At 46.3% G+C, this 26,509-nt stretch carries 24 protein-coding genes and 1 pseudogene; 12 read left to right on the plus strand and 13 right to left on the minus strand.

Annotation, left to right across the window (positions count from 1 at the left end; all coding sequences use genetic code 11):
- Window positions 1-238 precede the first annotated feature (238 nt).
- Window positions 239-1,651, plus strand: coding sequence for an amidase (locus PMG71_RS13115; RefSeq protein ID WP_283754146.1), 1,413 nt, complete (start codon window positions 239-241; stop codon window positions 1,649-1,651).
- 186 nt (window positions 1,652-1,837) lie between these two features.
- Here PMG71_RS13115 and PMG71_RS13120 read toward each other — a convergent pair whose 3' ends face one another.
- The 7 genes from PMG71_RS13120 to hemL form a co-directional block, all read right to left on the minus strand.
- Window positions 1,838-2,659: a squalene/phytoene synthase family protein gene (locus PMG71_RS13120; RefSeq protein WP_283754147.1), complete on the minus strand. Its 822-nt coding sequence runs from the start codon at window positions 2,657-2,659 to the stop codon at window positions 1,838-1,840.
- 65 nt (window positions 2,660-2,724) lie between these two features.
- A complete protein-coding gene (locus PMG71_RS13125; protein WP_283754148.1) occupies window positions 2,725-3,894 on the minus strand; it encodes an NAD(P)/FAD-dependent oxidoreductase in 1,170 nt (389 codons plus the stop codon).
- Between the two features lie 2 nt (window positions 3,895-3,896).
- A complete protein-coding gene (locus PMG71_RS13130) occupies window positions 3,897-5,384 on the minus strand; it encodes a cobyrinic acid a,c-diamide synthase CobB (protein WP_283754149.1) in 1,488 nt (495 codons plus the stop codon).
- A gap of 373 nt (window positions 5,385-5,757) precedes the next feature.
- Window positions 5,758-6,528, minus strand: a complete 771-nt coding sequence (locus PMG71_RS13135) for a DUF1350 family protein (protein ID WP_283754150.1) — start codon at window positions 6,526-6,528, stop codon at window positions 5,758-5,760.
- 1 nt (window position 6,529) lies between these two features.
- Complete coding sequence (locus PMG71_RS13140) at window positions 6,530-7,258, minus strand: hypothetical protein (RefSeq protein ID WP_283754151.1); 729 nt, start codon at window positions 7,256-7,258, stop codon at window positions 6,530-6,532.
- A gap of 81 nt (window positions 7,259-7,339) precedes the next feature.
- Entirely contained in the window at window positions 7,340-9,145 is a 1,806-nt protein-coding gene (locus tag PMG71_RS13145) for an ABC transporter ATP-binding protein (RefSeq protein ID WP_283754152.1), read from the minus strand.
- A gap of 356 nt (window positions 9,146-9,501) precedes the next feature.
- Window positions 9,502-10,800, minus strand: a complete 1,299-nt coding sequence (gene hemL / locus PMG71_RS13150) for a glutamate-1-semialdehyde 2,1-aminomutase (protein WP_283754153.1) — start codon at window positions 10,798-10,800, stop codon at window positions 9,502-9,504.
- Window positions 10,801-11,003: 203 nt separating this feature from the next.
- Between hemL and hisIE the strand changes: the two genes are divergently transcribed.
- From hisIE to PMG71_RS13170, 4 genes are all read left to right on the plus strand, one after another.
- Complete coding sequence (hisIE, locus tag PMG71_RS13155; RefSeq protein WP_283754154.1) at window positions 11,004-11,648, plus strand: bifunctional phosphoribosyl-AMP cyclohydrolase/phosphoribosyl-ATP diphosphatase HisIE; 645 nt, start codon at window positions 11,004-11,006, stop codon at window positions 11,646-11,648.
- Window positions 11,649-11,675: 27 nt separating this feature from the next.
- On the plus strand, window positions 11,676-12,173 hold the full coding sequence (tsaE, locus tag PMG71_RS13160) for a tRNA (adenosine(37)-N6)-threonylcarbamoyltransferase complex ATPase subunit type 1 TsaE (RefSeq protein WP_283754155.1): 498 nt from the start codon (window positions 11,676-11,678) through the stop codon (window positions 12,171-12,173).
- Between the two features lie 513 nt (window positions 12,174-12,686).
- Window positions 12,687-13,505 (plus strand): carbohydrate ABC transporter permease, encoded by an 819-nt coding sequence (locus tag PMG71_RS13165; protein WP_430541011.1) that lies wholly within the window; start codon window positions 12,687-12,689, stop codon window positions 13,503-13,505.
- Between the two features lie 159 nt (window positions 13,506-13,664).
- Window positions 13,665-14,729: an ABC transporter ATP-binding protein gene (locus PMG71_RS13170; RefSeq protein ID WP_283754157.1), complete on the plus strand. Its 1,065-nt coding sequence runs from the start codon at window positions 13,665-13,667 to the stop codon at window positions 14,727-14,729.
- Window positions 14,730-14,802: 73 nt separating this feature from the next.
- Here the strand turns inward: PMG71_RS13170 and PMG71_RS13175 are convergent, their stop codons facing one another.
- The gene (locus PMG71_RS13175) at window positions 14,803-16,233 is read right to left on the minus strand and encodes a mechanosensitive ion channel family protein (RefSeq protein ID WP_283754158.1); all 1,431 of its coding nucleotides are present in this window, start codon (window positions 16,231-16,233) and stop codon (window positions 14,803-14,805) included.
- A gap of 536 nt (window positions 16,234-16,769) precedes the next feature.
- Entirely contained in the window at window positions 16,770-16,940 is a 171-nt protein-coding gene (locus PMG71_RS13180; RefSeq protein ID WP_283754159.1) for a hypothetical protein, read from the minus strand.
- 45 nt (window positions 16,941-16,985) lie between these two features.
- Between PMG71_RS13180 and PMG71_RS13185 the strand changes: the two genes are divergently transcribed.
- Together PMG71_RS13185 and PMG71_RS13190 are read left to right on the plus strand one after the other, a co-directional pair.
- Window positions 16,986-17,351, plus strand: a complete 366-nt coding sequence (locus PMG71_RS13185; RefSeq protein ID WP_283754160.1) for a glycosyltransferase family A protein — start codon at window positions 16,986-16,988, stop codon at window positions 17,349-17,351.
- A gap of 39 nt (window positions 17,352-17,390) precedes the next feature.
- The gene (locus tag PMG71_RS13190) at window positions 17,391-17,903 is read left to right on the plus strand and encodes a hypothetical protein (RefSeq protein WP_283754161.1); all 513 of its coding nucleotides are present in this window, start codon (window positions 17,391-17,393) and stop codon (window positions 17,901-17,903) included.
- Between the two features lie 14 nt (window positions 17,904-17,917).
- Here PMG71_RS13190 and PMG71_RS13195 read toward each other — a convergent pair whose 3' ends face one another.
- Together PMG71_RS13195 and PMG71_RS13200 are read right to left on the minus strand one after the other, a co-directional pair.
- On the minus strand, window positions 17,918-18,391 hold the full coding sequence (locus PMG71_RS13195; protein ID WP_283754162.1) for an adenylyltransferase/cytidyltransferase family protein: 474 nt from the start codon (window positions 18,389-18,391) through the stop codon (window positions 17,918-17,920).
- The gene (locus tag PMG71_RS13200) at window positions 18,392-18,721 is read right to left on the minus strand and encodes a sll0565 family protein (protein ID WP_283754163.1); all 330 of its coding nucleotides are present in this window, start codon (window positions 18,719-18,721) and stop codon (window positions 18,392-18,394) included.
- Between the two features lie 111 nt (window positions 18,722-18,832).
- On the opposite strand from PMG71_RS13200, the gene PMG71_RS13205 reads away from it, so the two are divergent.
- Window positions 18,833-19,111 (plus strand): DUF6439 family protein, encoded by a 279-nt coding sequence (locus PMG71_RS13205; RefSeq protein ID WP_283754164.1) that lies wholly within the window; start codon window positions 18,833-18,835, stop codon window positions 19,109-19,111.
- Window positions 19,112-19,118: 7 nt separating this feature from the next.
- Here PMG71_RS13205 and PMG71_RS13210 read toward each other — a convergent pair whose 3' ends face one another.
- On the minus strand, window positions 19,119-19,565 hold the full coding sequence (locus tag PMG71_RS13210; protein ID WP_283754165.1) for an ATP-binding protein: 447 nt from the start codon (window positions 19,563-19,565) through the stop codon (window positions 19,119-19,121).
- A gap of 547 nt (window positions 19,566-20,112) precedes the next feature.
- On the opposite strand from PMG71_RS13210, the gene PMG71_RS13215 reads away from it, so the two are divergent.
- The 3 genes from PMG71_RS13215 (at window position 20,113) to PMG71_RS13225 (ending at window position 25,868) form a co-directional block, all read left to right on the plus strand.
- Window positions 20,113-21,336 (plus strand): M20 metallopeptidase family protein, encoded by a 1,224-nt coding sequence (locus PMG71_RS13215; protein ID WP_283754166.1) that lies wholly within the window; start codon window positions 20,113-20,115, stop codon window positions 21,334-21,336.
- A 336-nt stretch (window positions 21,337-21,672) separates the two neighbouring features.
- Window positions 21,673-23,640 (plus strand): bifunctional aldolase/short-chain dehydrogenase, encoded by a 1,968-nt coding sequence (locus PMG71_RS13220; protein WP_283754167.1) that lies wholly within the window; start codon window positions 21,673-21,675, stop codon window positions 23,638-23,640.
- Window positions 23,641-24,137: 497 nt separating this feature from the next.
- Complete coding sequence (locus PMG71_RS13225; RefSeq protein WP_283754168.1) at window positions 24,138-25,868, plus strand: MASE1 domain-containing protein; 1,731 nt, start codon at window positions 24,138-24,140, stop codon at window positions 25,866-25,868.
- 83 nt (window positions 25,869-25,951) lie between these two features.
- Here the strand turns inward: PMG71_RS13225 and PMG71_RS13230 are convergent.
- Window positions 25,952-26,053, minus strand: a pseudogene (locus tag PMG71_RS13230) (hypothetical protein); the annotation flags it as partial.
- Window positions 26,054-26,082: 29 nt separating this feature from the next.
- Between PMG71_RS13230 and PMG71_RS13235 the strand changes: the two are divergent.
- Complete coding sequence (locus tag PMG71_RS13235; protein ID WP_283754170.1) at window positions 26,083-26,232, plus strand: hypothetical protein; 150 nt, start codon at window positions 26,083-26,085, stop codon at window positions 26,230-26,232.
- Window positions 26,233-26,509: the final 277 nt, after the last annotated feature.

The raw sequence follows: 26,509 nt of genomic DNA on the forward strand, positions 1-26,509 counted from the left end.
GCAAGCGGACATGAAAATTTGTTAAGAAGCGGGCAAGATGCCCGCACTCCTCGAATTCTTTGATATGACTGGAGTGGGAGAATCTTGCTCCCTGGATTTTTAATTAGGGTATTTCCGCTTCGCGGACATGAATAAGCGAACTTGATATTAGGACAATTAGCAAACTGGCCAAGCGATCGCCACACCAATAGCTCGAATCTCCCATAATAAAACATCTTCTCATCTCCCTCTTAGCCCCATGAACTCAACCGATCTCGCCTTTACTCCAGCCACAGAACAAGCCCAACTGATCCGCTCTAAACAAATCTCTCCCCTAGAATTAGTCGAACTCTATCTAGACCGCATCGCCACCTATGACAGCCAACTCGGTAGCTACTTCACCGTGATGACTGAAGAGGCGATCGCCGATGCCAAAGTCAAAACCGAAACCCTCGCTAAAAATCCCACCGATCTCCCCCCCTTCTTTGGCGTTCCCATCCCCGTCAAAGACCTCAAACGAGTCCAAGACGTGCGCTGTTCTTTTGGAGTCCCCGCCCTAAAAAACGAAATGGCCACCGAAGATGATGGCATCGTCACCAAACTCCGACAAGCCGGATTTATTCTGCTCGGAAAAACCGCCACCTCCCAAGTCGGTTCCATGCCCTTCACCGAACCCCCTGGCTTCCCTCCCACCCGTAACCCCTGGAACCTAGACCATACCTCCGGAGGCTCCAGTGGGGGCGCTTCCTCTGCCCTCGCTGCCGGTTTATGTCCCATTGCCCATGGATCGGATGGGGGCGGATCGGTACGGGGGCCAGCCGCCTGTTGTGGAGTAGTGGGTTTAAAGCCCTCACGAGGAAGAATTACCTCCGCTCCCCTCGGTGATAGCCTCCATGGGTTAGCCACAAATGGTATTTTAGCTCGCACCATTGCCGATACCGCCACCTTACTCGATGCCATGGCTGGTTACGTCACCGGAGACCCCTATTGGTTGCCCGATCCTCTCCTTCCCTTCAGCCAAAGTTATCAGCAACCTCCCACTTCCCTACGGATCGCCTTTAGTCCCAACCTCTCTGACTTCGGTCAAGCTACCCCAGAATATCAGCAAGCGGTCACTGATACCGCCAAAGTGTTAGCGGATCTGGGTCATCACTTAGAAGAAGCTTGTCCCGTAGTCGCGGATATCAAAGAACCCTTTACCACCATTTGGCAGTCTGGGGTGGCTGCATCCGGTCTACCCTTGGAACTCTTAGAGCCAATTAATCAATGGTTAGCCTCTCGCACAGTGAATGCCGGACAATATCTGCAAGCGGTTCGGGCACTCCAGATGATCAGCCGCCGTATTGTGTCCTTTTGGGATAGCTATGATGTCTTACTGCTACCGGTGTATCTGCATCCACCGATTAAAGTGGGAGAATGGGCCGCTTTAGAACCCGCTCAAATGTTTGCAAAGGTCTCTCGCTGGATTGCCCCTTGCGCTCCCTTTAATGCTACCGGACAACCGGCGATCGCCCTTCCGGTTGGATTCGGCGATCGAGGTTTACCCCTGAGCATACAACTAATAGGCAGACCCGGCGCAGAAGCCACCCTCTTATCCTTGGCGGCTCAGTTAGAGACCATCTATAACTGGGGTCAATATCGCCCCCCTATGGCATTAGAAATGAATCAGTAATTCAGTAGGAAATAAGGAAGAGCAGATCCCCATTTTCCCATCTCCCCTATCTAGTCCTCTTCTGTCACTTTCCAAAAAAGGGCTTCAAACCCTGATTATTTAGTGAGCGATAATGCTCCGTATCGCTTCGCGATCGCGGACATGAAACGTCAGAATTTCCAAGAGTGACAGAAGAGGGGTAAGCTGTTAATTGTTATAACTCGTCAACTGCTGAATCAACGTCAATACGGCAGTCCGAGAGAGCTTTTCTTCTCCTGTTTGCAATACCTCTAAGGTAGCATGGGCTAAGGCTAAAGGAATCTTGCAAAACTCTAGGGCTGGGCCAGGGGGCAAGGATTCCGTATACTGATTGGCTAACTCTAAATTCCTACGAGCATAGGCTTGCATCTGAACAGAAGTCCAATCTTGGGGAAAAAAATCGACTCCGCGCTGAAGATCTTCGTGATGATTGCGGAGAATATTCACCGCTTGCAACCCTCGTCCAAAGGCGATCGCCTCCATCCGATTCGTCTGTGTCCCATCATACCATGCCCACAGATCCGAAAGCATCAAGCCCACAGCCCCAGCCACACTAAAGGTATAACAGTCCAAATCCCGCTCTGTCAGGACATTCCAGTTACACTCAGCCCAAGCCGCCATCCGATTCGCCATCGCTGCGGTAGCATCCCAAATGCGGGGAGAAATATCTTCCGGTGCTAAAGTTGCCCAGTCATATAACCGTAAACTCACCTCTGGAATCTCCGACTCATAAACCCCCCAATCTAAGCGAGTTTGTGCCAATGTACTATTATTAACCCCAGACTGTAATCCCCAACTCATTTGACTCAAAATGTGGCTTTTCACGCCATTCTCTAAAGTGGGATGATCTTCAATCTCATCAATGGCACGCATACATAAATAGGCCGAAGCCACCGCTTCTTGTAGATTAGGAGGAAGACGGATAATCGGAATATAAAACGTCCGACTCGTTTCTTCCAAAATCTCTAAGGCACTTTTAAGGCCATTCATCCGTTCAACTCCTCACATTTGGCTTGTACTAGCTTATAATCCATTGAGAGCAGACAAGCAAGTATTTATCTCTGTTTTAAGGTAAATGCAGATAAGAGAGGATCGGGAGTACCGATTAACTGACGCGCAAACCGGGGGGCGATCGCCGGAACTAAGGTAATGGGAGCAGTAAACCCAGAAAAAACATATAATCCCTCTTGGTTGGGGACAGCTCCCATCAGGGCAAAATTCTGATGCACAAATGCCACTAAACAAGAGTGCCAAGTTCCCTCTTCTTGGGCTAAAGCGGGTAAGACTTGTCCCACTTTTTGGCGAATTTCTTGCTCGCTCCTGTGTGGATTCATCTGAGCATGGGGATCGGTTACGGTGCGGCTCAGTTGCCCCAATAAGAGTCTACCATCTTGGAACTGTACCGCACTGGTATCAACAATGGCAGGGGCTAACTCATGTCCCGGTTCATCCCAAAGGGGTTCCAGTTCGGGACGACTTGCATCAGTTTCGAGCTGATAGAGTTGAGTTTGGGAAGGCATGACAAGTGTAGATAACCGTTGATGAGGGTTGAGAATTTCCACCAATTCGGCATGGGTAAAATAAATAGGCAGATCAATTCCCGCTTGTTTGAGCAGTTGGCGAGTCCATCCCCCGGCACAAACGACCACATTTTGCCCTCGATAGGAGTCTTCAGAAGTGCTGACAGTATAGGAATGATCGCTATGGTTTTCTAACTCCTGAACTTCACCCATTTTCATCACTCCCCCTTGACGAATTAGGGCCTGTTGATAGGCTTGATTGAGGAGAATGGGGTTAACCTGGCTCTGCTCTAAGGTTAAAGCATGAACGATCGCCTCTGGATTCAGCAGAGGTTCGATTTCACAGGCTTCTTGGGGCGTTAAAATCTGAAAGGGATCGCTCATCTGCTCATAAGCGGCGATCGTTCGTTCCACATCCTGCCCTGGATCAATGGTAAGGAGCAGATCTACGGATCGAAACTCCGTATCCATGCCTAACTCATCGGATAATTGCTCGTGTCTGGCTTTTCCTTCGTGGAACAATTGCCCGATGTCTCCCGAAGTGCCATACCAGAACACTCCGCCATAACTATAGCGAGTTGCGCGATCGCCATCCGCACTTTGATCCAATAGCAGCACCTGACAACCTAGCTGACTCAGTTCATAAGCCAAAGCGCTCCCGGCAATGCCTGCACCAATGACGATCCAATCATAGATTTTGCTCATATTTACCTCAACTTTTCCCGAAATGCCACCATTTTCTCTACAAAACGCTGAGGAATGTCTGGGCGATCGCCCCAGTGTAAATGGAGATAGGATGCATGAAGATTATAAGTTTGCCATCCTTCGCTGACTGCAAGCGTATGGCGATCGTATCCTTTTAATTGAAATAAGGGAAGAGCGTCTTGCTCTCCCGTTGGGAAAGGGGGAGTCAGTTGGGAGCGATGAAACTCATGCCCTTCAATGGTTGTACCCGCTTCTACCACGGGACTATCATTGAGGACGGTGGCTTGTCGATAACCGAGGGTGAGCTTTTTCTCCATGGTGACATCAGAAGGTAAAATACCTACCATTTCCCAGGTTTTACCCTCAAAAGTAGTCAGACTTTGGCACAAAACCATTAAACCCCCACATTCGGCATAGGTAGGCATTCCGGCTAAGATGGCTTGGTAGATGGCTTGGCGTGCGCTTTGATTGTCTGTGAGTTGCTCGGCGAATACTTCCGGAAATCCGCCCCCAAAGTAGAGTCCATCGATAGCTGGGGGAAGGGTGCGATCCTTTAGGGGACTCCAGGAAACGAGTTCTACCCCTAGGTTTTGCAAGATATCTAAGTTATCGGCATAGTAGAAGCTAAAAGCTGGATCTTGGGCGATCGCCAATCGGACTTTAGGCTTATCGCGCTCCGCGCTAGGGAATAGGGAATAGGGAATAGGGAATAGGGTTGGGGTAGATGGATTTGAGGCTTGACTTTGTGCTGTATTTTTATCAGGCGCGTTCGATCCCCCTAAATCCCCCTTGGAAAGGGGGACTTTGAGAAATTGCTGCAACTTTTCCCAATTGAAATGATGTTTTCCTAAGTGGGCTAATCGGTCTAAAATCTCGTTCAACTGGGGTAGTTCAGCCGTGGGAATTAGCCCTAGATGGCGGTCTGGAATCGTAATTTCAGTTTGACGGGGAAAAATGCCTAAAATGGGCAGATTGAGGGGTTCTAGGGCCGCTTCCAGGTATTGTTGATGGCGATCGCTCCCCACCCGATTGAGGACAATTCCGGCTAAGTTAAGGCTGGGGTCAAAGGTTTTGAAGCCATGGGCGATCGCCGCCACCGAATTCGACATACGGCCACAATCTAAAACCAGCATCACCGGCAAATTGAGCAGTTTCGCCACATGAGCCGTAGAGCCGAAAAAAGGATCATCCGGGTAGCTATTATAAGGCAAACCATCAAACAACCCCATCACCCCTTCCACCACCGCACAATCCGCCCTTTGCCCATGATAAAAATAACTGCTTTGCACCCATCCTGGAGAGGTTAAAACCGGGTCTAAATTGCGGCAGGGGCGACCCGTGATAGTGCTATGAAACATGGGATCGATATAATCCGGCCCCACCTTAAACGATTGTACCGATACCCCTTGGTCTCGCAAACTCGCCAAGAGCGCCAAAGTAATCGTCGTTTTCCCCACTCCGGAGCGATCGCCCGCAATAATCAACCCCATAATCCATTAAAAATTAACAATTAACAATTTTAGATGCAAACGATCTTTGTGTTCTCTCTATCTTTGTGGTTAACCTCCTTCATGCTCATACCAGAATCAGACGATGTTAAGCTAAGGAATAGCAATATTGTCTGGGAGATGAGCAGAAGATGGGCGTTGCATTATAAGCAGCGAGCAAGATGCTCGCACTCCTGAAAGCTTTAATATCAAGGAGTGGTTGCAGTATAAGCAGCGAGCAAGATGCTCGCACTCCTGAAAGCTTTAATATCAAGGAGTGGGAGCGTCTCGCTCCCTAGATTTTTTCCCTAAATTTTTAATTAGGGTGTTTCCGATTCTGAGCGAGAAACCGGGTTTCTTTAAGAAACCCGGTTTCTTAGAACCCAGGGTTCAACCATCGCAAAATCTCAGCTTTTAACCGGGTAATATCCTTATAAATAAACTCCTGTTTCACCCATTGACCCATGGCATCTAAGGGACTAAATTCCCGTCCTGCTTGCCAATTGATATCCTGTCCAAGGGGCGTTAAATGATTACCCGGTAGCCTTTGCAACGTGACCATATTGGCAAACTTGGCTTGCAAAATTTCAATTAACCGCGAACTTTGATCGATATCGTCTTTCTGAAAGCGAATTAATAGATTGCGGCGAATTTGATAATCTGTTTGGATCAAATTTTCCATTTCTTCTGGAGAGGGAGTAAATTCCAGTTGCAACATGCTGGAAAGATTGAGTTCTTGACCTAGAGGAATGGATTGATTAACAGGGTAATTATTATAGGCAATCAGAATATTTCCGGCTCGATTAATTTTGGGTAAACTGCCGATCATTAGATGCAGTTTACAGCCCATACTATGGCCTAAACCATAAAGGGGTAAATAGCGCCGCCGCAGTTTTCCTAACCGTTCTAGTTCGGCTAAAGTGTGATTCAATTGCTCTAAGACCGATCGCGCAATCTGATAATGATCGAAGGTGTTGATAAAGGGGGTGGTGATGATAATGTAACCTTGATTGGCGATCGCCTCCAACAGCCAACGATAGGTCACATGGGGAGCTGCACCAATAAACGCACCGCCCAAAAAATGAACAATGGCGATCGGTCTGGGGGGTACTAATACCCAATTGTTATCAAGTTCTAACCAGTTCATCTTACAAAGACTGACGACGACGCAGTTGGGGAGATTGGGGATATTTTAAGGTCGGTTGTGTTGGTGAAGATTTAGACTCTAGATTGAGAGGAATCGACAGGGGACGACGAGGAGTAGAATCCATAGATAAAGAAGCTTGCATCCCCTTCAGACTATCCAAAAGAGCATCCCTCACCATCGGTTCTTGTTCCCGACTGAGCATCAACCGTAGAGCATTAAAAATTATGCCTGACTCCTGTTGTCCATAGCGAGTATAGAGCAAGCGATTTACCCGACGCACGGCCAACAAGCGTAGTAGGGGTTCTGGGTGTGTTAAATCCATCAATACCCGATCCAACTCCAGTTCTTGTTTCTGGGACTGGGAAAAGAGCGATCGCCCCACTAAAAACCCTAAAATCGCCAAAATCCCCAACCCTTCCAGGATATCACTGGCAGCGATCCAGCCATTTTCCGCCTCTATCCACACCGCGATCGCCATATAGGTGACTAAAGTTATACCACCACCGCCCATAACGGCGATCGCCAACTGACGATTCGGCCCAGTCATCCAGCGTCGCATTTGGGCCCATTGTCGTTCCCAATTCCAGGACTGCATCCGATATAGAACCACCATCATCGTAATCCCTAAACCGGTTGCCAACACCAGTCGCCAGTTCCAGGCCATTAATACAGCAATCAGGGTGAGGAAAAACAACCAACTTCCTGACCCCTGAAATAGGGATTTCCTCATCAGGTTAACCTTCGCCTTCCATAGTTGCTCGTCATTGCATCTGTCTATCTTAACCTGACTTCGCAGAACATCAGAGAGAATTCAGCTCAAATCCTCATAACTTGACGATTGTAGGCGAAACATCTGGGCGTAAATCCCATTCAAGTCCATCAATTGCTCATGGCTCCCCATTTCTTGGATCGAGCCATTGTCCAGAACGATGATGCGATCGGCCATCCGTACCGTAGAAAATCGGTGACTGACTAGGAATGTAATTTTACCGGCGGCCAGTTTGCGGAAACGCTGAAAAAGGTCATATTCGGCGATCGCATCTAAAGCAGCCGTCGGTTCATCCAAAATCAGAATCTGGGCAGGAGTCATAAACGCCCGCGCCAACCCCACTTTTTGCCATTGTCCCCCCGACAATTCCCGCCCCCCTGGAAAGATTTTTCCTAACAGGGTTTCATAGCCATCTTCTAATACTTCAATCACACTATCAGCCCCCGCATCCACCCCCGCCTTGCGAATCCGTTCCTGATTATCATATTCGTCAATATTGCCAAAACCAATATTATCACTGATACTCAAATGATAACGGGCAAAATCTTGAAAAATCACCCCAATATTCTGCCGAAGATCCTTGAGATCCAATTGATTAATGGGAATATTATCAATCAGAATTTCTCCAGACGTGACATCATAAAACCGAGTCAATAACTTGAGTAAAGTCGTTTTCCCTGCTCCATTTCTTCCCACCAACGCAATACTTTCCTCTGGGGCAATCGACAAATTAATATTCTTTAACGTCGGTTTGCTGGCTCCTAAGTAGGTGAAGCTGACATTCTTAAACTCTAATCCTTGGTGCAGAGGACAGGGAAAAGCCTGGGGATTTGGGGGATTTTTGACATAAGGTTTCAGGGCTAAGAAATCAAAAAACTGACTCACATAAAGATTGACTTCATATAATTTAGCTATTTCTTCTAACAGTCCTTGAATCGAGGATTGAGATTGACGAAATGCCCCCGAATACATCGTTAAAGACCCAATTGTAATTTCAGCGCTCAGGGTAGCCGCAATAATCCAAACATAGGTAAAATAAAATCCCAGTTTCGAGATCAGATTAGAGCTAATCAGAGCAAAAACTTGTTGACGGGACATTTCTTCCGCCTCCATATTAAATTCCCAGCGAATCTGTCGCCATTTCTCTAACAAGTGATTGCTTAAGTTAAACAAACGAATTTCTTTAACAAAATCTTGATGGGTTAAAATGCGCTGTAAATAATCAGCAAAGCGCCCACTTTGGGTTTGTTTGCGGAGAATCTTAAACCGCTTCCCGGAAAATTGCACACTAATCATAAATGCGGGAAAGGAACTTAGCATTAAGATGATCGTAGCCAGGGGACTAAAACTGATGATCAGGCCCAAGAGAGTCAAGAGTTTCAGGGTTTGGCCCAGAAAGCTGGTGAAGTAGGTCAGGGCGCGAACTGGATAGGTGCTACCGCTTTGTTGGGCCCGGCTTAAGAGATCGTAAAATTCGGGGAGTTCGTAATGGGCTAAATCGAGATAAACTGCTTGTTTGAGCAGGAGTTGACTGGCATAGAGATTAAAGCGATCGCCTAAAATCTGATCCGTATAGCTCGATAATGACTTCAGACTATCACTCAACAGATGGAGGCCAAAGACTGTGAAGACCAGTATAAAGATGGGAGACCACTCGGAACTCGGCTGTCCAATGGTATCGATGATGCGATCGATAATTAGCTTACCAATATAAAGTTGCACAGCCGGTAATACAGAAGCACTCAGGGTAGTCAGCAAAGACAATAACAGCCACCGAGGACTCGCAGACCACACTAAGCGCAGCAGTCGAGGGGTATTACCGAGGACAGAAAAAAAGCGTAAGGACACTGGAATTCTAATGAACTCTATACAAGCTAGTAGTGTCGTGACCGTGCTAATTGGGTGCTTTAGGAATGCGTTAGCGTAGGGTGTCCGTTCATGTCCGCGAAGCGGAAAAGACCAACATCTTGCTCGCTGTTGCCCTAGCGAGCAAGATGCTCGCACTCCTCTATTGCCTCATTTTTAGCGCGGTCACGGGAGTAGTAGACCGGCAAGCTTAAAACTGTGGCCAACGCGATCGCTGTAATCCAAGTTAGTTGTATTTATAGCACATGGTTTACCCCTATTTTTAAGCTTGCCGGTCCAGTAGGGTGGGCAATGCCCACCTTACAACCTAATTAACTGACAAAATCTTGGGGCAACCCCTAAAGAGAACTCATCACTTTCCGAGCCGCCTCTAGAGTCTTGTCAATATCTTCTTCAGTATGAGCCAAAGATGTAAATCCAGCCTCAAACTGAGAAGGCGCTAAATAGATTCCCTGCTCCAACATGCCCCGATGGAAGCGGCCAAACTTAGCCGTATCCGACTGTTTCGCATCAGTGAAATTATGCACCGGGCCAGCCGTAAAGAACAAGCCAAACATGGCACTAATGGAGCCGCCACAAGCCTCATGGCCCGTTTCTTTAGCAATTGCCAGCAAGCCATCAATCAGTTTTTTGGTCATCTTCTCTAAACGCTCATACTGGCCATCCTTATTCAAGATTTCCAGAGTTTTAATCCCAGCCGTCATCGCCAAAGGATTTCCTGATAGAGTTCCCGCTTGATACATGGGGCCAGCCGGAGCCACCATGGACATAATATCCTTACGACCGCCATAGGCTCCCACGGGTAATCCGCCACCAATCACTTTACCCAAGGTGGTTAAATCGGGAGTCACGCCAAATTTCTCTTGCGCTCCACCGTAGGCAATCCGAAATCCGGTCATCACTTCATCAAAAACCAATAAAGCGCCATATTCTTGGGTGAGTAGGCGTAAGCCTTCTAAAAATCCAGCATCAGGGGTAATGAACCCAGAGTTGCCAACAACCGGTTCTAGAATAACTCCGGCAATTTGGTCAGGATTCTCATTGAAGAGGGCTTTGACTGCTTCTAGGTCATTGTAGGGGGCGGTGAGGGTATTGGCAGTGGTGGATTTGGGAACCCCTGGAGAGTCGGGTAAGCCGAGGGTAGCGACCCCAGAACCAGCTTTCACCAGGAACATATCGGCATGGCCATGGTAGCAGCCTTCAAATTTAATAATTTTTTCCCGTCCGGTGAAGGCTCGCATGAGGCGCAGGACGGACATACAGGCTTCGGTTCCAGAGTTGACAAACCGAACCATTTCAATGCTGGGAACGGCATTAATCACCATTTCCGCGAGGACGTTTTCTTGGGCACAGGGAGCGCCAAAGCTGGTTCCTTTGTCGAGGGCTTCATGTAGCGCTTTAATGACATCGGGATGGGCATGGCCGCAAATGGCAGGGCCCCATGTGCCGACATAATCGATATATTGGTTGCCATCGACATCCCAGATATAAGCTCCATTTACCCGGTCAAAAACAATGGGTTGGCCGCCAACCGATTTAAAGGCCCGCACGGGAGAGCTTACCCCACCCGGCATGAGATTTTGGGCGGCGGTAAAGATTTCTTGGGATTTTGTGGTGTTTAGTGTGGTTGCAGTCAAGGTTATCTCCTTGGTGAAAATACTGATTATTTGGGGTTTAACGCTCAGGTTGTTTTTTGGCAATAAGGGTTAGATTACACTAAAATTTAGGCCCTTCGTTACTGGCTCTGTTAGAGAAGGGGTAAGATTGGGTAAGGATGCTTACAAGGTTTTCGAGCTACTGCAAGCGATCTGTTGTTTGTTGGGGTAATTGATTAATTTTTATGTCTGTTGAGTCTTTTCCGTCCCAGGCGATTCCGGTCGATCGCATTCAATATAACGATCGCGGTTTGGTTCCTGCCATTATTCAAGATGCTCTCGATGGTACGGTGCTGATGATGGCTTGGATGAATCAAGAATCGTTACAAAAAACCCTAGAGACGGGGGAAACCTGGTTTTGGAGTCGTTCCCGTTCTCAGTTGTGGCATAAGGGGGAAACCTCTGGCCATCTCCAGAAGGTGCGATCGCTCCGCTATGATTGTGATAGCGATGCTCTGCTCATTGGAGTCGAGCAAATTGGCGATATTGCTTGCCACACTGGAGAGCGCAGTTGTTTTCATCAGGTGGAAGGAACGATTGCAGCGCCTCCTGCGGATATGCTCTCTCAAGTGTATGAGGTGATTTGCGATCGCCGCGACCATCCTACGCCAGAATCCTATACCTGTAAATTGCTGGCCGATGGAGATAACAAAATTTTAAAGAAAGTGGGTGAGGAAACAGCAGAAGTCGTCATGGCCTGCAAGGATGATAATCCAGAATCTATTGCTTCAGAAGTGGCCGATTTGTTTTATCACACCTTAGTGGCTCTTTCCTATCATGGTGTGCCTTTAAAAGCCGTCTATCGACAACTGCAACAGCGTCGCCGTTAAATCCATTCTCTCAATTATCTTCAAACTATGCATCTTTCTCTTGACCTCCCCAATGCACAAGCGACCAAGGACTTGGGGATTCAACTCGGTCAAATTCTCGCCCCTGGTAGTGTAGTTCTCCTCAATGGGGATTTGGGTACGGGTAAAACGACGTTAATTCAGGGACTGGGTAAGGGACTAGGTATCGAGGATATCATTGATAGTCCCACATTTACCCTGATTAATGAATATGCTGATGGCAGAGTGCCCCTCTACCATTTGGATCTCTATCGCCTCACACCTGCCCAAGTGCCTAGCCTCAATCCAGAATTGTATTGGGAAGGGGTAGAAGTGTCTCCCGGTATTGTGGCTATTGAGTGGGCTGAAAAACTCCCCTATTCTCCCCCAGAGGTGTTGATCTTAGATCTGAGCTACCAGGGTGAACAAAGACGGGTCGAGTTTTGGTCTAAAGGCCCTTTAGGAAAGGCCGCTCTAGAAGCTATTGCACAAAAAAATCAACGTCCCCACGCTGATTTGTCTTGTTGATTCAAAAATGGGTAACAATGCCCTCTCCCTTTCATGTCCGAAGGAAAATTCATCTCCCTTTTTAAGCTTATCTTGTAGGGGTTTTAATTTAGAGAGTAGAGCCGAGCTTAAGAAAAAAAATCTGTCCATGGCAGTAGCAAGGACTTTGACCCTAGGGTAAGGTTGCATTGAAAATCTAGGGAGCAAGACGCTCCCACTCCAGTAAGATCAAGGGATTCTAGCGGGCATCTTGCCCGCTTCTCTTTTCCCATTTTCATGTCCGCTTGCGGAAACCGGACTTGATACAGCGCAAAGTGCTGTATCGGTGGACAGTAGTAAAAGATCCCCCCTTGCCCCCCTTAAAAAGAGGGGGGAATAGGAAAGTCCCCCTTTTTAAGGGGGATTTTCCGCAAGCGGACATGAAAGGGGGATCAAGATGTCCCACATAAAGCGCGAAAACTACTGTATCAAAATTTACTGAATAGCGGAGGAAAGTAATCTATGAAATCTGAAATGAAGCCTAAATTAAACTCGATGCAATTCCTATTATGGATCGGTATTTTAGGTACAACTTTATTTTTTCTTACCCCAATTTTATGGCAAATCCTGACCTCCATCAAGACCAATGAAGCCATTTCTGCCATTCCTAATATTTATCTACCCAGCCCCGATCAACTCACCCTAAAACACTATCAAAGTTTAGGCTTAGGCTTCCTCCGCTATGGCTTCAATAGCGCCCTAGTTTCCATCCTCTCCACTCTCCTCTGTTTAGGCATCGGAGCGCCTGCCGCCTATAGTCTCACCCGCTTAAACATACCGGGAGAAAAAATCATCCTGGCCTTTATTTTAGTAATTAGCCTATTTCCCTATGTGCTGCTGTTTCTCGGACTCTTAGAAATGGTGAAAGCCTTGGGACTGGGCAATAATTATCTGGCGCTGATTGTTCCCTATACAGCGATCAACTTACCCCTAAATATTCTAGTTCTGAGAAGCTTCTTTCAACAACTGCCCAAAGACTTAGAAGATTCAGCCAAAATTGATGGTTACACTACCTTGGGCATGTTGCTGAATATCATTCTACCGATGACCGTACCCGCTTTAGTCACCACGGGAATTTTAACCTTTATTTTTGCTTGGAATGAGTTCATTTTTGCCCTCACCTTTATTACCAATGAAAGTCTGTATACTATCCCGGTTGCAGTTGCCCAACTGGGAGGAACTTCCGTGTTTGAAGTGCCCTACGGCCCCATGGCTGCGGCAACCCTTGCCGGAACGGTTCCCCTAGTCATTTTGGTGCTAATTTTCCAGCGCCGCATTGTGCAAGGCATTACCGCAGGTGCAGTGAAAGGGTAATATCCACAGGAGTATCATCAGAGTCAGGTAAGTCTTTCGCTGAGGGTAAGCAATCTTTAGGATGGTATTCGATTAGCATCGGTTTGCGATTCGTTTCTGTTGATAGGATTGCTTTTTGATTTTAGCCTATCATAGACTAAAGAGAAACAATAAAGTTCAATGGCTAAACTGATCTTAAAAAATTTACGCAAGCAATTTACGAGTAAGAGTATTCCGGTTAAAGATGTAAGTCTGAAGGTGGAAGAGGGGGAATTTTTAACTCTGTTGGGGCCTTCGGGTTGCGGAAAATCAACGCTCTTACGGATGATTGCGGGACTGGATCGACCGACGGAAGGTCAGGTGATTTTAGGGGGAGAAGATATTACTTTATTACCTCCGGGTCAACGGAATATGGCGATGGTGTTTCAGAGTTATGCGCTCTATCCTCATATGACGGTTTTTGATAATATTTCTACGGCTCTGCGGTTGCGGAAAGTGGATAAAAATGAGATTAAAACTAGGGTGCAAAGTGTCTCGAAGCGTTTAGGATTGGAGTATCTGCTCGATCGCAAACCGGGGCAACTTTCTGGAGGTCAGCGTCAACGGGTAGCCTTGGCGCGATCGCTGGTACGCAATCCGGATGTATTCTTATTAGATGAACCCTTGAGTAATTTGGATGCCCTGTTGCGGGAACAGGTACGGGCAGATTTGAAGCAGCTCTTTGAAGCGCAACAGAAACCGGTGGTTTATGTCACCCACGACCAAACGGAAGCCATGACCCTTTCGAGTAAAATTGCTGTACTCTATGAGGGATTTGTGCAACAGTTGGGGACTCCAGAACAGATTTATCGTCAACCCGCGAATCAGTTTGTGGCCGGGTTTGTGGGGAGTCCGCAAATGAATTTATTAACGTTGACTTGCGAGCAAAATCAAGCTGTTTTGGGTCATTTTGCCCTACCGTTGCCTTCTTTGTCCAGGGTTCCTAGGGCAATGGTTTTGGGTATCCGTCCGGAGGATATTCAGATCGCTCCAGAGGAGAGCAAGGACGCGGTGGAAGGCGTGGTATATTTGGTGGAAGACTTGGGGAAAGAGCGGTTGCTGAGTGTGCGTGTTGCCGGATCGGATAAAACGGTGCGATCGCTCCTTCCAGCCGATCAACCCTTCTCTACAGAGCAGATTCGGCTCAGACTACCCCAAAAGGCCATGCACTGGTTTGATGTGGATGCAGGCGATCGCTTAGACTAGCTCCTGTAATCTTTACCTACAGCGCTGAGGGTGGGCAAGGTGTACTTGTAGAAGGTGAGGCAAAATCAACACCTTACCTGTACAGATAAGATTGTCTGAGTCTCCTCATAATCTCCCCTTGAACTTCGCTCCTCACACGATAACCGCGCTGGCATTGCTCAAGCTTAATGTTGTCAACAAAAAACTTCACCATCAGCTCATTGCCAGTGCTACCGCCCCCTCCTAAATTCAGGTTGCTAACCCAAATTTTTGGCTCTTGCCACAAAGTATTGGTATTTTTGAAATTTTCTTTCAGCCAAGCAGCAAAATTGTCCAGGTAGTCATCTAGCTTGGTTTCGTTGACTCCACCCTTACCCGCATTACTGATTTTTTTCAGGAGATTATTCATTCTCAGTTGCAAGAAAGTTATCCGCCGTTCCCATTCTTCCTCCAAAATTTCTGCGTCTTCAAAGGTTAGATCCGGATCTTTTGACCAGATTTTATACCAGGCTCTTAGCAGAGGAATCATGGTGTTTTCATCTATTTTTGCTGGTTCCTGTAGCAATAGGGATTTTCGACGACCTTGGCGATCTGTGACCATTTCTAACCCAGTTAATCTCACAATGTCTAGGTAATATCCTTGAATCTTTCTGGCTTCAGCCACATCTAATCCATTCTTTTCCAACACCTGAATTTTTTCACACAAATCAGTGATTAATTGGTTGATTCTATCTATGGTTTGGTTGAGTTTTAACTCAGTTTCTAGGCGCAACCGCCCCCCTTCGAGTTTAGAGATTTGTCCATCCTTTAATTCAATTAATTTATCTTTAGGTCGATAGAAGACATCGATGGCTTCTAGCTTCTTACTAATATCACCCAAGGTATCCGGATGACTAATAATCACTTCCTCAATAATCTTAATCGATTGAATGGGATCGATATCCCCTCGAAATGGCACGCTAATCGTGTAGTAATAGTTATGAGTTGGACGACTCAGGTTAGTGATTTCGTCATTTTGTAACTTACCATTGGGAATAAATTTTTCGCAGTTGGTATCGATTAAATATAACTTAGTTAATCGAATACCAATATTTTTAATGACAGCCAGCTCACCTGTACCGAGTTGAATTACATCTCCGTATTGGAAAGGAGTATCTACCAGTAAGACTAAACTACTGAAAAAGTTCTGTAAGATATCCTTAAGACTATAACTGATACCAAAGCTCACAGCACCGAATAGAACAGCAAGACCAGTTAGGTCAATTCCCACAGCTTGCAAGAAAAAGAAAATACCCAATAGATAAATGATTACCGGTAGAGTATTTTCTAACAGAGGAACTAAGACATCATCCCAGGTGGCTTCACTTTTTTCAGCATACTTTTTGAGGTAGTAGGCTAGAACTTCTGTAAATAGTTGAGCGATGAGATAACTGATGGCTAATATTAGCAGCCCGGTTAATATCTTCTGAATGAGTCCAAGCAATTCCCAGCCTTCAAAATTGGCTAAGGCATTTTTCAAGCTCACTATTGCAAAAACAACAATGATCGGAATCTTGGCGACGCTCAGAGTTAAAATGGCAACCTGATTATCAAACCTCCGAAAGAACCAGTTCAGTACAACAAAAATGGCTATATAAGCCACGAAAGCGAAAGCTAAATCGACAAGCCAGTTGCTAAAGAACCCCCCCCATTCTTCAAGATTAAAAATGGAGATGGAAAGCAAGGATTCTAGAGATGGATGGACTTGCAACATTGATTTCAGTGATTCTAACCCAGTCATCATAGTGTATTTTAATGGTTGAAAATCTGGTGGTTTCTATATTGACGATGGCTAACCCAGTGTTTTGTATAGCAGAGAACAGAAATTTACCTAAGTGAAGTGTTATCGCAATTAAGGGCTATCGGTCTGTTTGGGCGTTTTCTATTCAGGATGCTAACATTCTCCTTTCTAACCAACTTTAGGTGCTAATTCTATCAAACTTATGTCTCTACTGTCAATTCAAGATTGATATCCTCTAACAGGATTTCTGGTCAGACCTTAAAATGTAATGGTTTAAATTATTACTTATGGGCTGGGTTAGCGATCGCCTCAGCTTGGAGTTGGCGAAATGATGCATTGGTTTGATGTGGATGCAGGCGATCGTATATCATAAAGTGATTTAAGGTGTTAAAAATCCAGGAAAGACTGACACTCAATTCTTGATCGATGGGAAAAGTTAAGCACTGAGTCACAAAGACATACAAAACCAGAAAATTCGTTAGGTAATGTAAATTTTTATGAATGTAAAGCCCTTGTTATCTATTATCACACCAACTCTGGGAAAGTTTTCGCCCTATTGGTTGGAACAGCTTGTAAGGATTGAAGGTGATATTGAATTTATCCTGATTTATCCACCAGGAGTTATGCCTAGCGAGATTAATGATCCTAGGGTGAGAACGTTGATCAGTCCCTATAAAGGAGAAATGATGCAGCGTTTTGTGGGTTTGCTTAATGCTCGTGGCACTTATTTATTAGCTCTAGATGATGATGATTATGCTCATCCCCATATCATCAAGATAATTTCTACTTACTTCTCTAGATTCCCAGAAAGTGTTATTTTACGGTTAAAAAAAGCAGTTATTGATTCCCAAGAAAAAGAATAGATAGAGTCAGAGTGGAAACCTATTCCAGATCTTGAACATTTGCCCGTTTGTCAAAGCTATGATCGAGGAAAGTTTGAAGGGTTATTAGAAGTCCCGATCGCACCTCTGACCGCTTCATTTAAGCTTTCTTATTTAATCTTCCCGTTTCAAAAAACGGGACTTCATTTTGAAAATTTTAATAACATCATCTGGAAAACTGAGTCTGTGCAGAAGGCCATGCCTGAACTTTCAAAAGCGACAGAGTTATTAGGTATTTTGACATGGATACCGAGATCGGGGTTCGATCGTTTATCCGGTTTGTTTGTCCAGGCGACTCTATTTGCACCGGATAAAATCATTGGACATTGGCTTTCTGGCGACGAGCAAATTCGTTTTATTTCTTCAGACCCTGCACTTAAGGCCGCTCGTTTTCATGTTGTCTCAGATTTTTTGCTGATCAAGTATTTTCCTCAATACCCTTATTTCTGGAGTCTATTTCTGAGTAAGGCTTATGCTCTACCCAAAACAATAGCTAAGTATCTGAAGATGAAATCGTTCCCTAAAAAAGACTGAAAGATTTCCCTTGTTTATCGAAGGCGATCGCCCAAAATCTTGTTAATTATACCACTGGTAGAGGTCGCCACTTCCATCTGAATCAGTTCCAAACGACAACCGCAAGCTCTAACGGCTGGCATTTCGGGTAAGGTTTCCGGGGTATAGTCCCCTCCTTTGGCATAAATATCGGGTTGGAGAGTTTCAATCAGGGGAATGGCGGTTATTGAGTCAAAAATAACCACTCCATCGACGGGTTTTAAGCCCATGACCAGTTCTGCTCGTTGAGCTTCCGGTACAATGGGGCGATTGGGTTTAAGATTGCGAACAGAGCGATCGCTATTAATGCCCACAATCAGCGATCGCCCTAAAGATTTCGCCTGCTGTAAATAGCGCAAATGACCAATATGCAGCAAATCAAAGCAACCATTCGTTAGCACTAACGGCCGCCAATTCTGGGAATTTTCTGCAATTTGGGTTTGCAGTTGCTCAAGGGTATAGATCGTCATTTATCGTCGTAACCACCAATGTAAACCCCAACCGATCGCAAAACCCAATCCCCCAAACCGCACCGCTTGCCAAAAAGGTTCTTTAACCGTTAACCAAGAGAGCAACCGGCTCTCTAACTCTACTTCCAGTACCGCCAGTTGTTGCTTAATCTGTTTAAGTTCCCCTTGCAGTTGTCCTAAGCGTTCCTGAAGATCCTGTTTTTGCTGCTGTCCTTCCTTAACTTGGGTATACCGTTGTTTGAGACTCGATAGACTCTCTTCTAAGTCCATCAAACTCTCTTCCCAGTCAGGTTGGGGATCGGTTGGGGAGGAAGGGGAGCGATCGGTCATGGAGGAATGGGCAAATGGGGATAAGAGGACGGCATATCAGGGATTATTCAAGTTTTTAGCCTTTCGGTTACAATCAAGAACAACGGTATTTTATCAAGATTATCTCCTTCTATGTCGAATCTTTCCACTGTAGACACCCCGATCGCCGATCGCCTCTCAGATCTCAGCACCCTAGAAATCGCCCAAGCATTAGCTCAACGGTTAGCCATTTCCTCAGCCGATTGGCATAAACTCAAGTCTAATCGTACAGCCAGGGCCCAAGAACAGGCGATCGCTGCCCTCATTTTCCTCTTAAACAACCAAAAAGAAGAAGCGCTTCCTAGACTGCAACAAGCCACCGGTTGGCTCGATCTCTCTATCAGCGCTCCCCCTTGTCCCGATCGTCACTAATTCTCAATTATCGCCAACTTTTGCACAGTCGCAGTTCCCGGTCTTCCGGAGACCACTGCACTTGATCGAAAATTTGGTGCAGAATAAACAATCCCCGTCCACATTCAGACTCATGTTCAGGAAGACTGGCCGAGTCAATGGGGATACAGGAACACTCATTTCTGTTTTGATCCGTACTTTGACAGCCTTGATCGGAAATCACCCACCAATGATGGTCTTCCGATACCGAAAACCGCACGTAAACCTGCTTACCCGGATCGAGATTATTACCATGTTTAGCTGCATTCACCAGAGCTTCTTGTAGTCCGAGTCTAACCTGTTCTTGCCAGTCAGGAGGCACATGGGAAGGGATGTGAGTGAGGAGTAGATCGAGAACGGGACACAGGTATAAAGTAGACGCGAAGCTAATGGTATTCCATTGTCGGCGCACTGGACGAGGGGAAATAGCAATCACAACTTCAAATCCTTAATCATTACAAGGGGACAGCATCTCAGGCGATCAAATACTGATTTGAAACCCAGATGATCTGAGTGTAAATGGCGTTAACATTAACCTAATCTTCATGATTCATAAGAAATTAAAAGTTTTTGCCGTATTAAAACAATTTTTAGCTGGTGCAATTGCTAAGGGTTGAATTTACGCTTAAGTTTTCCATTTGTTTCACCTCAACAGGGAGTCATATGGGGTTAACAATTGCTTCAGAAAAGACGAATTAGAGTTTTTCTATCACCCCATTATATCAAAACTGTCCTTAAAAAACATCCGTGTAACAGATATATCCTGTTTTCTACAAGAATTGGGAACAGGCTCTCCTGGCCAGTTATACTAAGATTAGGGATTTTTTTCCCTACTTAATCCTGCTCTGGATAATTGTTTAGGAATGGTTTGTGCAGTTAGTCCATCTAACCCATTCCCCCTTAAATAAGTGGTTATTCTTGACAGGTATGTTCCCAATATCACTGTAATTCCTACGTTTTTTCTTTCTAGGGAATCTCTAATTATGATTTCATCCACCCTTGTTCCTCCCTCTGTCAATCTTGAGTCCGTTAGACTCGAAATCCGTGCCCTACAGCCGGAACTGGTTAAATGGCGAAGACAAATTCATCAATCTCCCGAACTCGGTTTCGAGGAGCATTTAACCTCAGCATTGGTATCCCAACTCTTGACTCAATGGGGAATTGAGCATCAGAGGGCGATCGCCGGAACCGGTATTGTCGCCACCATTAGCGGCCAAACTCCCGGCCCCGTTTTAGCCATTCGCGCTGATATGGATGCCTTACCCATCGACGAACTCAATCAAGTCCCTTATCGATCGCACCATCAAGGCAAAATGCACGCCTGCGGCCATGACGGTCACACGGCGATCGCCCTAGGAACCGCCCGCTATTTAGCCCAACACCGGCAAAACTTTTCCGGAACCATAAAACTCATTTTCCAGCCCGCAGAAGAAGGGCCAGGGGGCGCTAAACCCATGATCGAAGCCGGGGTGCTGAAAAATCCCGATGTAGATGCCCTCATCGGTCTACATCTATGGAACTCCCTACCCATGGGTAAAGTCGCCGTCCGCAGCGGCCCCTTTATGGCCGCCGTCGAATCCTTCAAACTCCTGATTATGGGCAAAGGGGGACATGGAGCCATGCCCCATCAAACCATAGATTCAATCATCGTCAGCGCTCAAATCGTCAATGGACTACAAACCATTGTCTCCCGCAATATCGATCCCTTAAAATCGGCTGTGGTTACCGTGGGCGAACTCCATGCCGGAACCCGCCATAACGTGATTGCCGATAGCGCCAAACTCAGTGGAACCGTTCGCTATTACGATCGCCAACTACAAGGCTATCTCCAAGATCGCATCGAGCAAACCATAGCCGGAATCTGTCAGATCCATGGAGCCACCTACGATCTCAACTATTGGCGACAATATCCCGCCGTAATCAACGATCGCCGAATCTCCGACTTTGTATATTCCATTGCCCAAGAAGTCGTCGAAACCTCCGATCAACTCCTACCCGACTATCAAACCCTAGCCGCCGAAGATGTCTCCTTCTTCCTACAAGAAGTTCCTGGATGCTACTTCTTCCTCGGTTCAGCCAACCCAGAACGAGATCTCGCCTACCCCCATCACCATCCCCGCTTTGACTTTGACGAGATTGTCTTACAGATGGGGGTAGAGCTGTTTGTACGCTGTGCCGAGCAGTTTGGCCCCCGTTATCCCCTCTAGGGGATGGGGATGGGGAAATGAGGAGATGGGGAGTACAAGTCCCTCTCCCTTGGTATCTCGTCTTGTAGGGGTTTCTGCGGAACCCTGTCGAATCGGGCTTGTGGGCTAGGGGGAAGGAGAGTAAATCAGGTGAGACTTCCCTCAAATCAAGAGGGTTTTGGCCATCATAGACCCTCTTGGTGAGGCGCTCAGGAGCAGACCGTTTGAGGCAACCAGGAGGTAAAATAGAAAAGACCAGCTCATATCCGCTTACTCTAAGTAGATTCAATTAAAGTAGAAATGACGGAATTGACGAATCACCCATCAACCCATTGTTAATTTTTAACTCTTATAATTATGCTTAAAAACTTGTGGAATGCGAGCGAAGCCGCTCAATATAAAACTAATTTAGAACAAAGAGTTTATACCTCGCGCCTATTAGGAAAAGACACCTCATTGGTACTCCATGGAGGGGGCAATACCTCCGTCAAAGTCAAAGAAAAGAACCTCTTCGGAGAAGAAGAAGATATCCTCTACGTCAAAGGGAGTGGATGGGATTTAGCCACCATCGAAGCCGAAGGATTTGCCCCGGTACGGATTCCCCACTTGCTCAAATTAGCACAGCTAGAGAAATTATCCGATCCGCAAATGGTCAATGAACTAAAAACCCAGATGACCCGTGCTAGTGCCCCTTCTCCATCTGTAGAGACGATTTTACACGCTATTTTGCCCTACAAATATGTGGATCATACTCATGCTGATGCGATCGTTACGGTTACAAATACAGCCAATGGTAGAGAACGGATCGAAGAGATTTATGGCGATCGCCTCATCATCATCCCCTACGTCATGCCCGGATTTGACCTCGCCAGAGTCTGCGCCAGTCAATTCGCCCTAGAAGCCGGAGAACAGACCCTCGGCATGGTACTCATGAATCATGGTATCTTTTCCTTCGCAGCCACCGCCCAAGAATCCTACGAACGGATGATCGAGCTAGTCAGTCAAGCCGAAACCTACCTACAAAAACAAGGCGCAATGGTTTCCATCCCCAAACATCCGACCCCTGAACCCCCTCCCCTCAGTCAAACCCTCGCCCAACTGCGCCATACCCTCTCCACCACCGCCCAATTCCCCATCATTCTCAGCACCCACCGCACCCCCAAAACCCTCAACTTCGCCCAACGAGATGACATTCAGCACATCTCCCAACAAGGCCCCGCCACCCCAGATCACGTCATCCGCACCAAACGCCTCCCCCTAGTTGGCCGAGACATTCAAAGCTATGTCGAAGCCTATCAAGCCTACTTCCGCACCCACGCCACCCCAGATCTAACCATCCTCGACCCCATTCCCAGAGTCATTCTTGACCCAGAACTCGGCATGTGTACCGTCGGCAAAACCGTCAAACAAGCCCACATCGTCGCCGACATTTACGACCATACCATCGACATCATCAGCGCCAGCACCCAACTCGGCGGCTATCAGGCACTCTCTGCCAAAGACATCTTCGCCGTCGAATACTGGGACTTAGAACAAGCCAAACTCCGCAAAGGCGGCAAACCTCCTATCTTCACCGGCGAAATAGCCCTCGTTACCGGTGCAGCCTCCGGCATTGGCAAAGCCTGCGTAGACTCCCTCCTAAAGCGAGGAGCAGCCGTTATTGGCTTAGATATTGATCCTAAAATTGAAGACCTCTATCACCGTGCCGACTTCTGTGGCATCACCGGCGATGTCACCAACGAAACCGCCCTCAATGCCGCCCTAGAACAAGCCGTGCAACAGTTTGGCGGTCTAGATATGCTCATCCTCAACGCCGGTATTTTTCCCGGTGGTTGTCCCATTGCCGACCTCAGTAGTAGCGAATGGCGCAAAGTCATGTCCGTCAATTTAGATGCCAACCTCGCCCTATTGCGCCAAGCTCATCCCCTGCTCAAACTCGCCCCCCAAGGCGGTCGAGTCGTCGTCATCGGCTCCAAAAATGTCCCCGCCCCCGGCCCCGGAGCAGCCGCCTATTCTGCCTCTAAAGCTGCCCTAAATCAACTGATGCGCGTTGCTGCCCTAGAATGGGGCAAAGATAACATTCGCCTCAACACCCTTCATCCCAATGCCGTATTTGACACCGGTTTATGGACAGAAGAAGTCCTCAATTCCCGCGCCGCCCATTATGGGTTAACGGTGGAAGAATACAAAACTAATAATGTGTTAAAAGTGGAAGTCGATAGCTATTCTGTAGCCGAACTTGCTGTTGAAATGTGCGGCCCCCTCTTTGCCAAAACCACTGCTGCTCAAGTCCCCGTTGATGGGGGCAATGACCGGGTAATTTAAGACCAAAGACTCTCCTGAGCAATCGTTGTGTCCTCTTCGTTAACCCGTTGATTCATAGATTTGAGTTGTGATTGCGACCGCAGGGAAGTATTCGCGCTCCGCGCAAGCGTCGCTTTCATGTCCGCGAAGCGGAAACGCACAATCCTCGAATCTTGGCGATTGCTTCATTCTGCTTCGCTCCATTCGCAATGACTCACATCAATAATACTGTACTCTGTTATAGTGTTTCGTACTGTATACACCCATTCCCCCACTACAGTGTGAAGCGCTGTAACAATTCAGGGGAGATGGGGTAAACTGGGAAGCATGAAAAAGAAGATACTCAATATAGAGGAGTATATAAGGGTAAACTCTTGCTTTTACTCTTTGGATAGTTACACAACAATTTAGTGATGCTTAGGTTTCAATTTCCAACATTCAATATTTTACCTCGACAGAAATTTGAGGCATGGTGTGCTGGGGTATGCGAGGGCAGAATGCTTCTATGGAATGGGCTAATGATTGTCATCTTGCACATTATCGGCACGTTTGCCTTTCAGTTTGCCAGTTTCAATGATGTAACTCCTGTTTGGCCCCTCTCAGGCATTTCTTTAGCAGCATTACTCTTGAGTCAATTTCGCATTTTACCCGGAATGCTGATCGGCTATTGGTGGCTAGACAGTAACCTCTATGAAAGCTGGTCTTTAGGGCTTCCCATCGGCACAGGAGAAACGATAGAGGCGTTAATTGCTGCGATTTTGATTTTATGGTGGAGTGGCGATCGCAAAATTCTCAATTCGGTTAAAGCCACTTTGTTTTTTGCGATCGCAGTCAGTTTTGCCCCCATTTTTAACGCCACTTGGGGAACCTCTATTCTCTATTTTCAAGAAGTAATTTCTACAGTAGACTATGCTGGAGTTTGGCGAACCTGGTGGACGGCAGATACTGTCGGATTTTTGGTCTTTGCCCCCTTTATACTCACCTGGGAACGAGGATTTCGCGGTCTCAAAACCAACCCACAACAGTTAAGGGAACTCATGCTGCTGATTGCATTTATCGCCTTTATCTCTTGGGAAACCTTCGTGCTAAGTTATTCCGTAGAATATATGTTTTTGCTGCCTATGGTTTGGGCAGCCTTTCGCTTTGGAAAGCGAGGTGCTACCTTATTGGTTGTGGTGTTATCGTTAATTTCTATCTTAACGACTGCCCAAGGAATTGGGGCATTTGCGAAAGAAACAGATCTAGACTCTATGCTGTTGTTGCAATCTTTTGTGGGTGTAGTGAGTCTCACTATTCTGATTTTGTCCTCAACCATTAGCGAACAAAAGGCCGCAGAGCAGCAACTCCGGCGGTACAATGAAGTCTTAGAAAGTCAAGTTCAAGAAAGGACGGCTGAATTATCCCAAACCTTAAAAGATTTACAAAGTATGCAAACTCAACTGGTGCAAACTGAAAAAATGTCCAGTTTAGGACAATTGGTGGCGGGAGTTGCCCATGAAATCAATAATCCTGTGAATTTCATTCATGGTAATTTAACTCATACTGAAAACTACACCCATAGCTTATTCAAGATTATTAGTCTTTATCAGCAATATTATCCTCAACCTCAAAACGAAATTGAAGAACTCATTGAAGACAGCGACCTCGATTTTATTCAAGAGGACTTCCCTAAACTCCTCCAATCGATGAAAGTAGGAGCCAATCGTATTCGTGAAATTGTTATATCTCTGCGTAATTTTTCCCGTCTCGATGAATCAGACTGTAAAGAAGTGGATATTCATGAAGGTTTAGAGAGTACCTTGATGATTTTAGAAAATCGCTTTAAGCGCAGTGTGGATCAATCGGAAATTCAACTCATCAAAAACTATGGTGAAATTCCTTTAGTGGACTGTTACCCAGGGCTGCTTAATCAGGTATTTATGAACCTGCTTACCAATGCGATGGATGCTTTAGATGAGTCTTCAGACCCAGACCGGATTGATACCATTCACCTAACTACAGAGTTAAAGGACTCTAATACGGTCAGAATTCGCATTGCCGATAATGGCCCAGGAATCCCAGAGAAAGTACAATCTAAACTCTTCGATCCCTTTTTTACCACGAAACCCGTTGGTCAAGGTACAGGTTTAGGTCTGACAATTAGTTATCAAATTATCACCGAAACTCATCAAGGAGCTTTATATTGCGATTCTACCCTGAATGAAGGTACAGAGTTTATTATTGAGCTGCCTGTGAAAAAAGTACATTGAAGACGAAAATGAAAATCCCCTGCTGTTTCAGTAGGGGATTTAGGGGGATTAAAATTTATCGCTTAGGAGCGAATACTGCTATATTATGTGCCCACGGCTTCTTTGGCAGCGTACATGACTTCAATGGTAATCTCATCCAAACCGCGATCGCGGGAAAATTTCTCCGTATTCCGTTTCACCTTACCGCTCTCGCGCTGCCCATTATGGGTTAACGGTGGAAGAATACAAAACTAATAATGTGTTAAAAGTGGAAGTCGATAGCTATTCTGTAGCCGAACTTGCTGTTGAAATGTGCGGCCCCCTCTTTGCCAAAACCACTGCTGCTCAAGTCCCTGTTGATGGGGGCAATGACCGGGTGATTTAAACCTATTTTTGTCGGTAAATGTTTGAAAGTTTTGCAATTCTACCTTTATTGCTTTTATAGTAAGTCATTGCGAACGGAACGCAGTGGAGTGAAGCAATCTCATAATCTCGCTAGTCTCTGTGTTAGCGAAGCTTGCGTGATATCAAGTTCGCTTATTCATGTCCGCGAAGCGGAAATACCCTAATTAAAAATCCAGGGAGCAAGATGCTCCCACTCCAGTCATATCAAAGAATTCGAGGAGTGCGGGCATCTTGCCCGCTTCTTAACAAATTTTCAT

This window comes from Roseofilum acuticapitatum BLCC-M154 (assembly GCF_030068475.1).
Classification (GTDB): Bacteria; Cyanobacteriota; Cyanobacteriia; order Cyanobacteriales; family Desertifilaceae; genus Roseofilum; species Roseofilum acuticapitatum.

Excerpts from the sequence above, each read along its gene's own strand:
- PMG71_RS13115 (WP_283754146.1), top strand. The coding sequence starts at position 239 with ATGAACTCAACCGATCTCGCCTTTACTCCAGCCACAGAACAAGCCCAA.
- PMG71_RS13120 (WP_283754147.1), bottom strand. The coding sequence starts at position 2,659 with ATGAATGGCCTTAAAAGTGCCTTAGAGATTTTGGAAGAAACGAGTCGG.
- PMG71_RS13125 (WP_283754148.1), bottom strand. The coding sequence starts at position 3,894 with ATGAGCAAAATCTATGATTGGATCGTCATTGGTGCAGGCATTGCCGGG.
- PMG71_RS13130 (WP_283754149.1), bottom strand. The coding sequence starts at position 5,384 with ATGGGGTTGATTATTGCGGGCGATCGCTCCGGAGTGGGGAAAACGACG.
- PMG71_RS13135 (WP_283754150.1), bottom strand. The coding sequence starts at position 6,528 with ATGAACTGGTTAGAACTTGATAACAATTGGGTATTAGTACCCCCCAGA.
- PMG71_RS13140 (WP_283754151.1), bottom strand. The coding sequence starts at position 7,258 with ATGAGGAAATCCCTATTTCAGGGGTCAGGAAGTTGGTTGTTTTTCCTC.
- hisIE (WP_283754154.1), top strand. The coding sequence starts at position 11,004 with ATGTCTGTTGAGTCTTTTCCGTCCCAGGCGATTCCGGTCGATCGCATT.
- tsaE (WP_283754155.1), top strand. The coding sequence starts at position 11,676 with ATGCATCTTTCTCTTGACCTCCCCAATGCACAAGCGACCAAGGACTTG.
- PMG71_RS13165 (WP_430541011.1), top strand. The coding sequence starts at position 12,687 with ATGCAATTCCTATTATGGATCGGTATTTTAGGTACAACTTTATTTTTT.
- PMG71_RS13170 (WP_283754157.1), top strand. The coding sequence starts at position 13,665 with ATGGCTAAACTGATCTTAAAAAATTTACGCAAGCAATTTACGAGTAAG.
- PMG71_RS13185 (WP_283754160.1), top strand. The coding sequence starts at position 16,986 with ATGAATGTAAAGCCCTTGTTATCTATTATCACACCAACTCTGGGAAAG.
- PMG71_RS13195 (WP_283754162.1), bottom strand. The coding sequence starts at position 18,391 with ATGACGATCTATACCCTTGAGCAACTGCAAACCCAAATTGCAGAAAAT.
- PMG71_RS13200 (WP_283754163.1), bottom strand. The coding sequence starts at position 18,721 with ATGACCGATCGCTCCCCTTCCTCCCCAACCGATCCCCAACCTGACTGG.
- PMG71_RS13205 (WP_283754164.1), top strand. The coding sequence starts at position 18,833 with ATGTCGAATCTTTCCACTGTAGACACCCCGATCGCCGATCGCCTCTCA.
- PMG71_RS13215 (WP_283754166.1), top strand. The coding sequence starts at position 20,113 with ATGATTTCATCCACCCTTGTTCCTCCCTCTGTCAATCTTGAGTCCGTT.
- PMG71_RS13220 (WP_283754167.1), top strand. The coding sequence starts at position 21,673 with ATGCTTAAAAACTTGTGGAATGCGAGCGAAGCCGCTCAATATAAAACT.
- PMG71_RS13225 (WP_283754168.1), top strand. The coding sequence starts at position 24,138 with ATGATTGTCATCTTGCACATTATCGGCACGTTTGCCTTTCAGTTTGCC.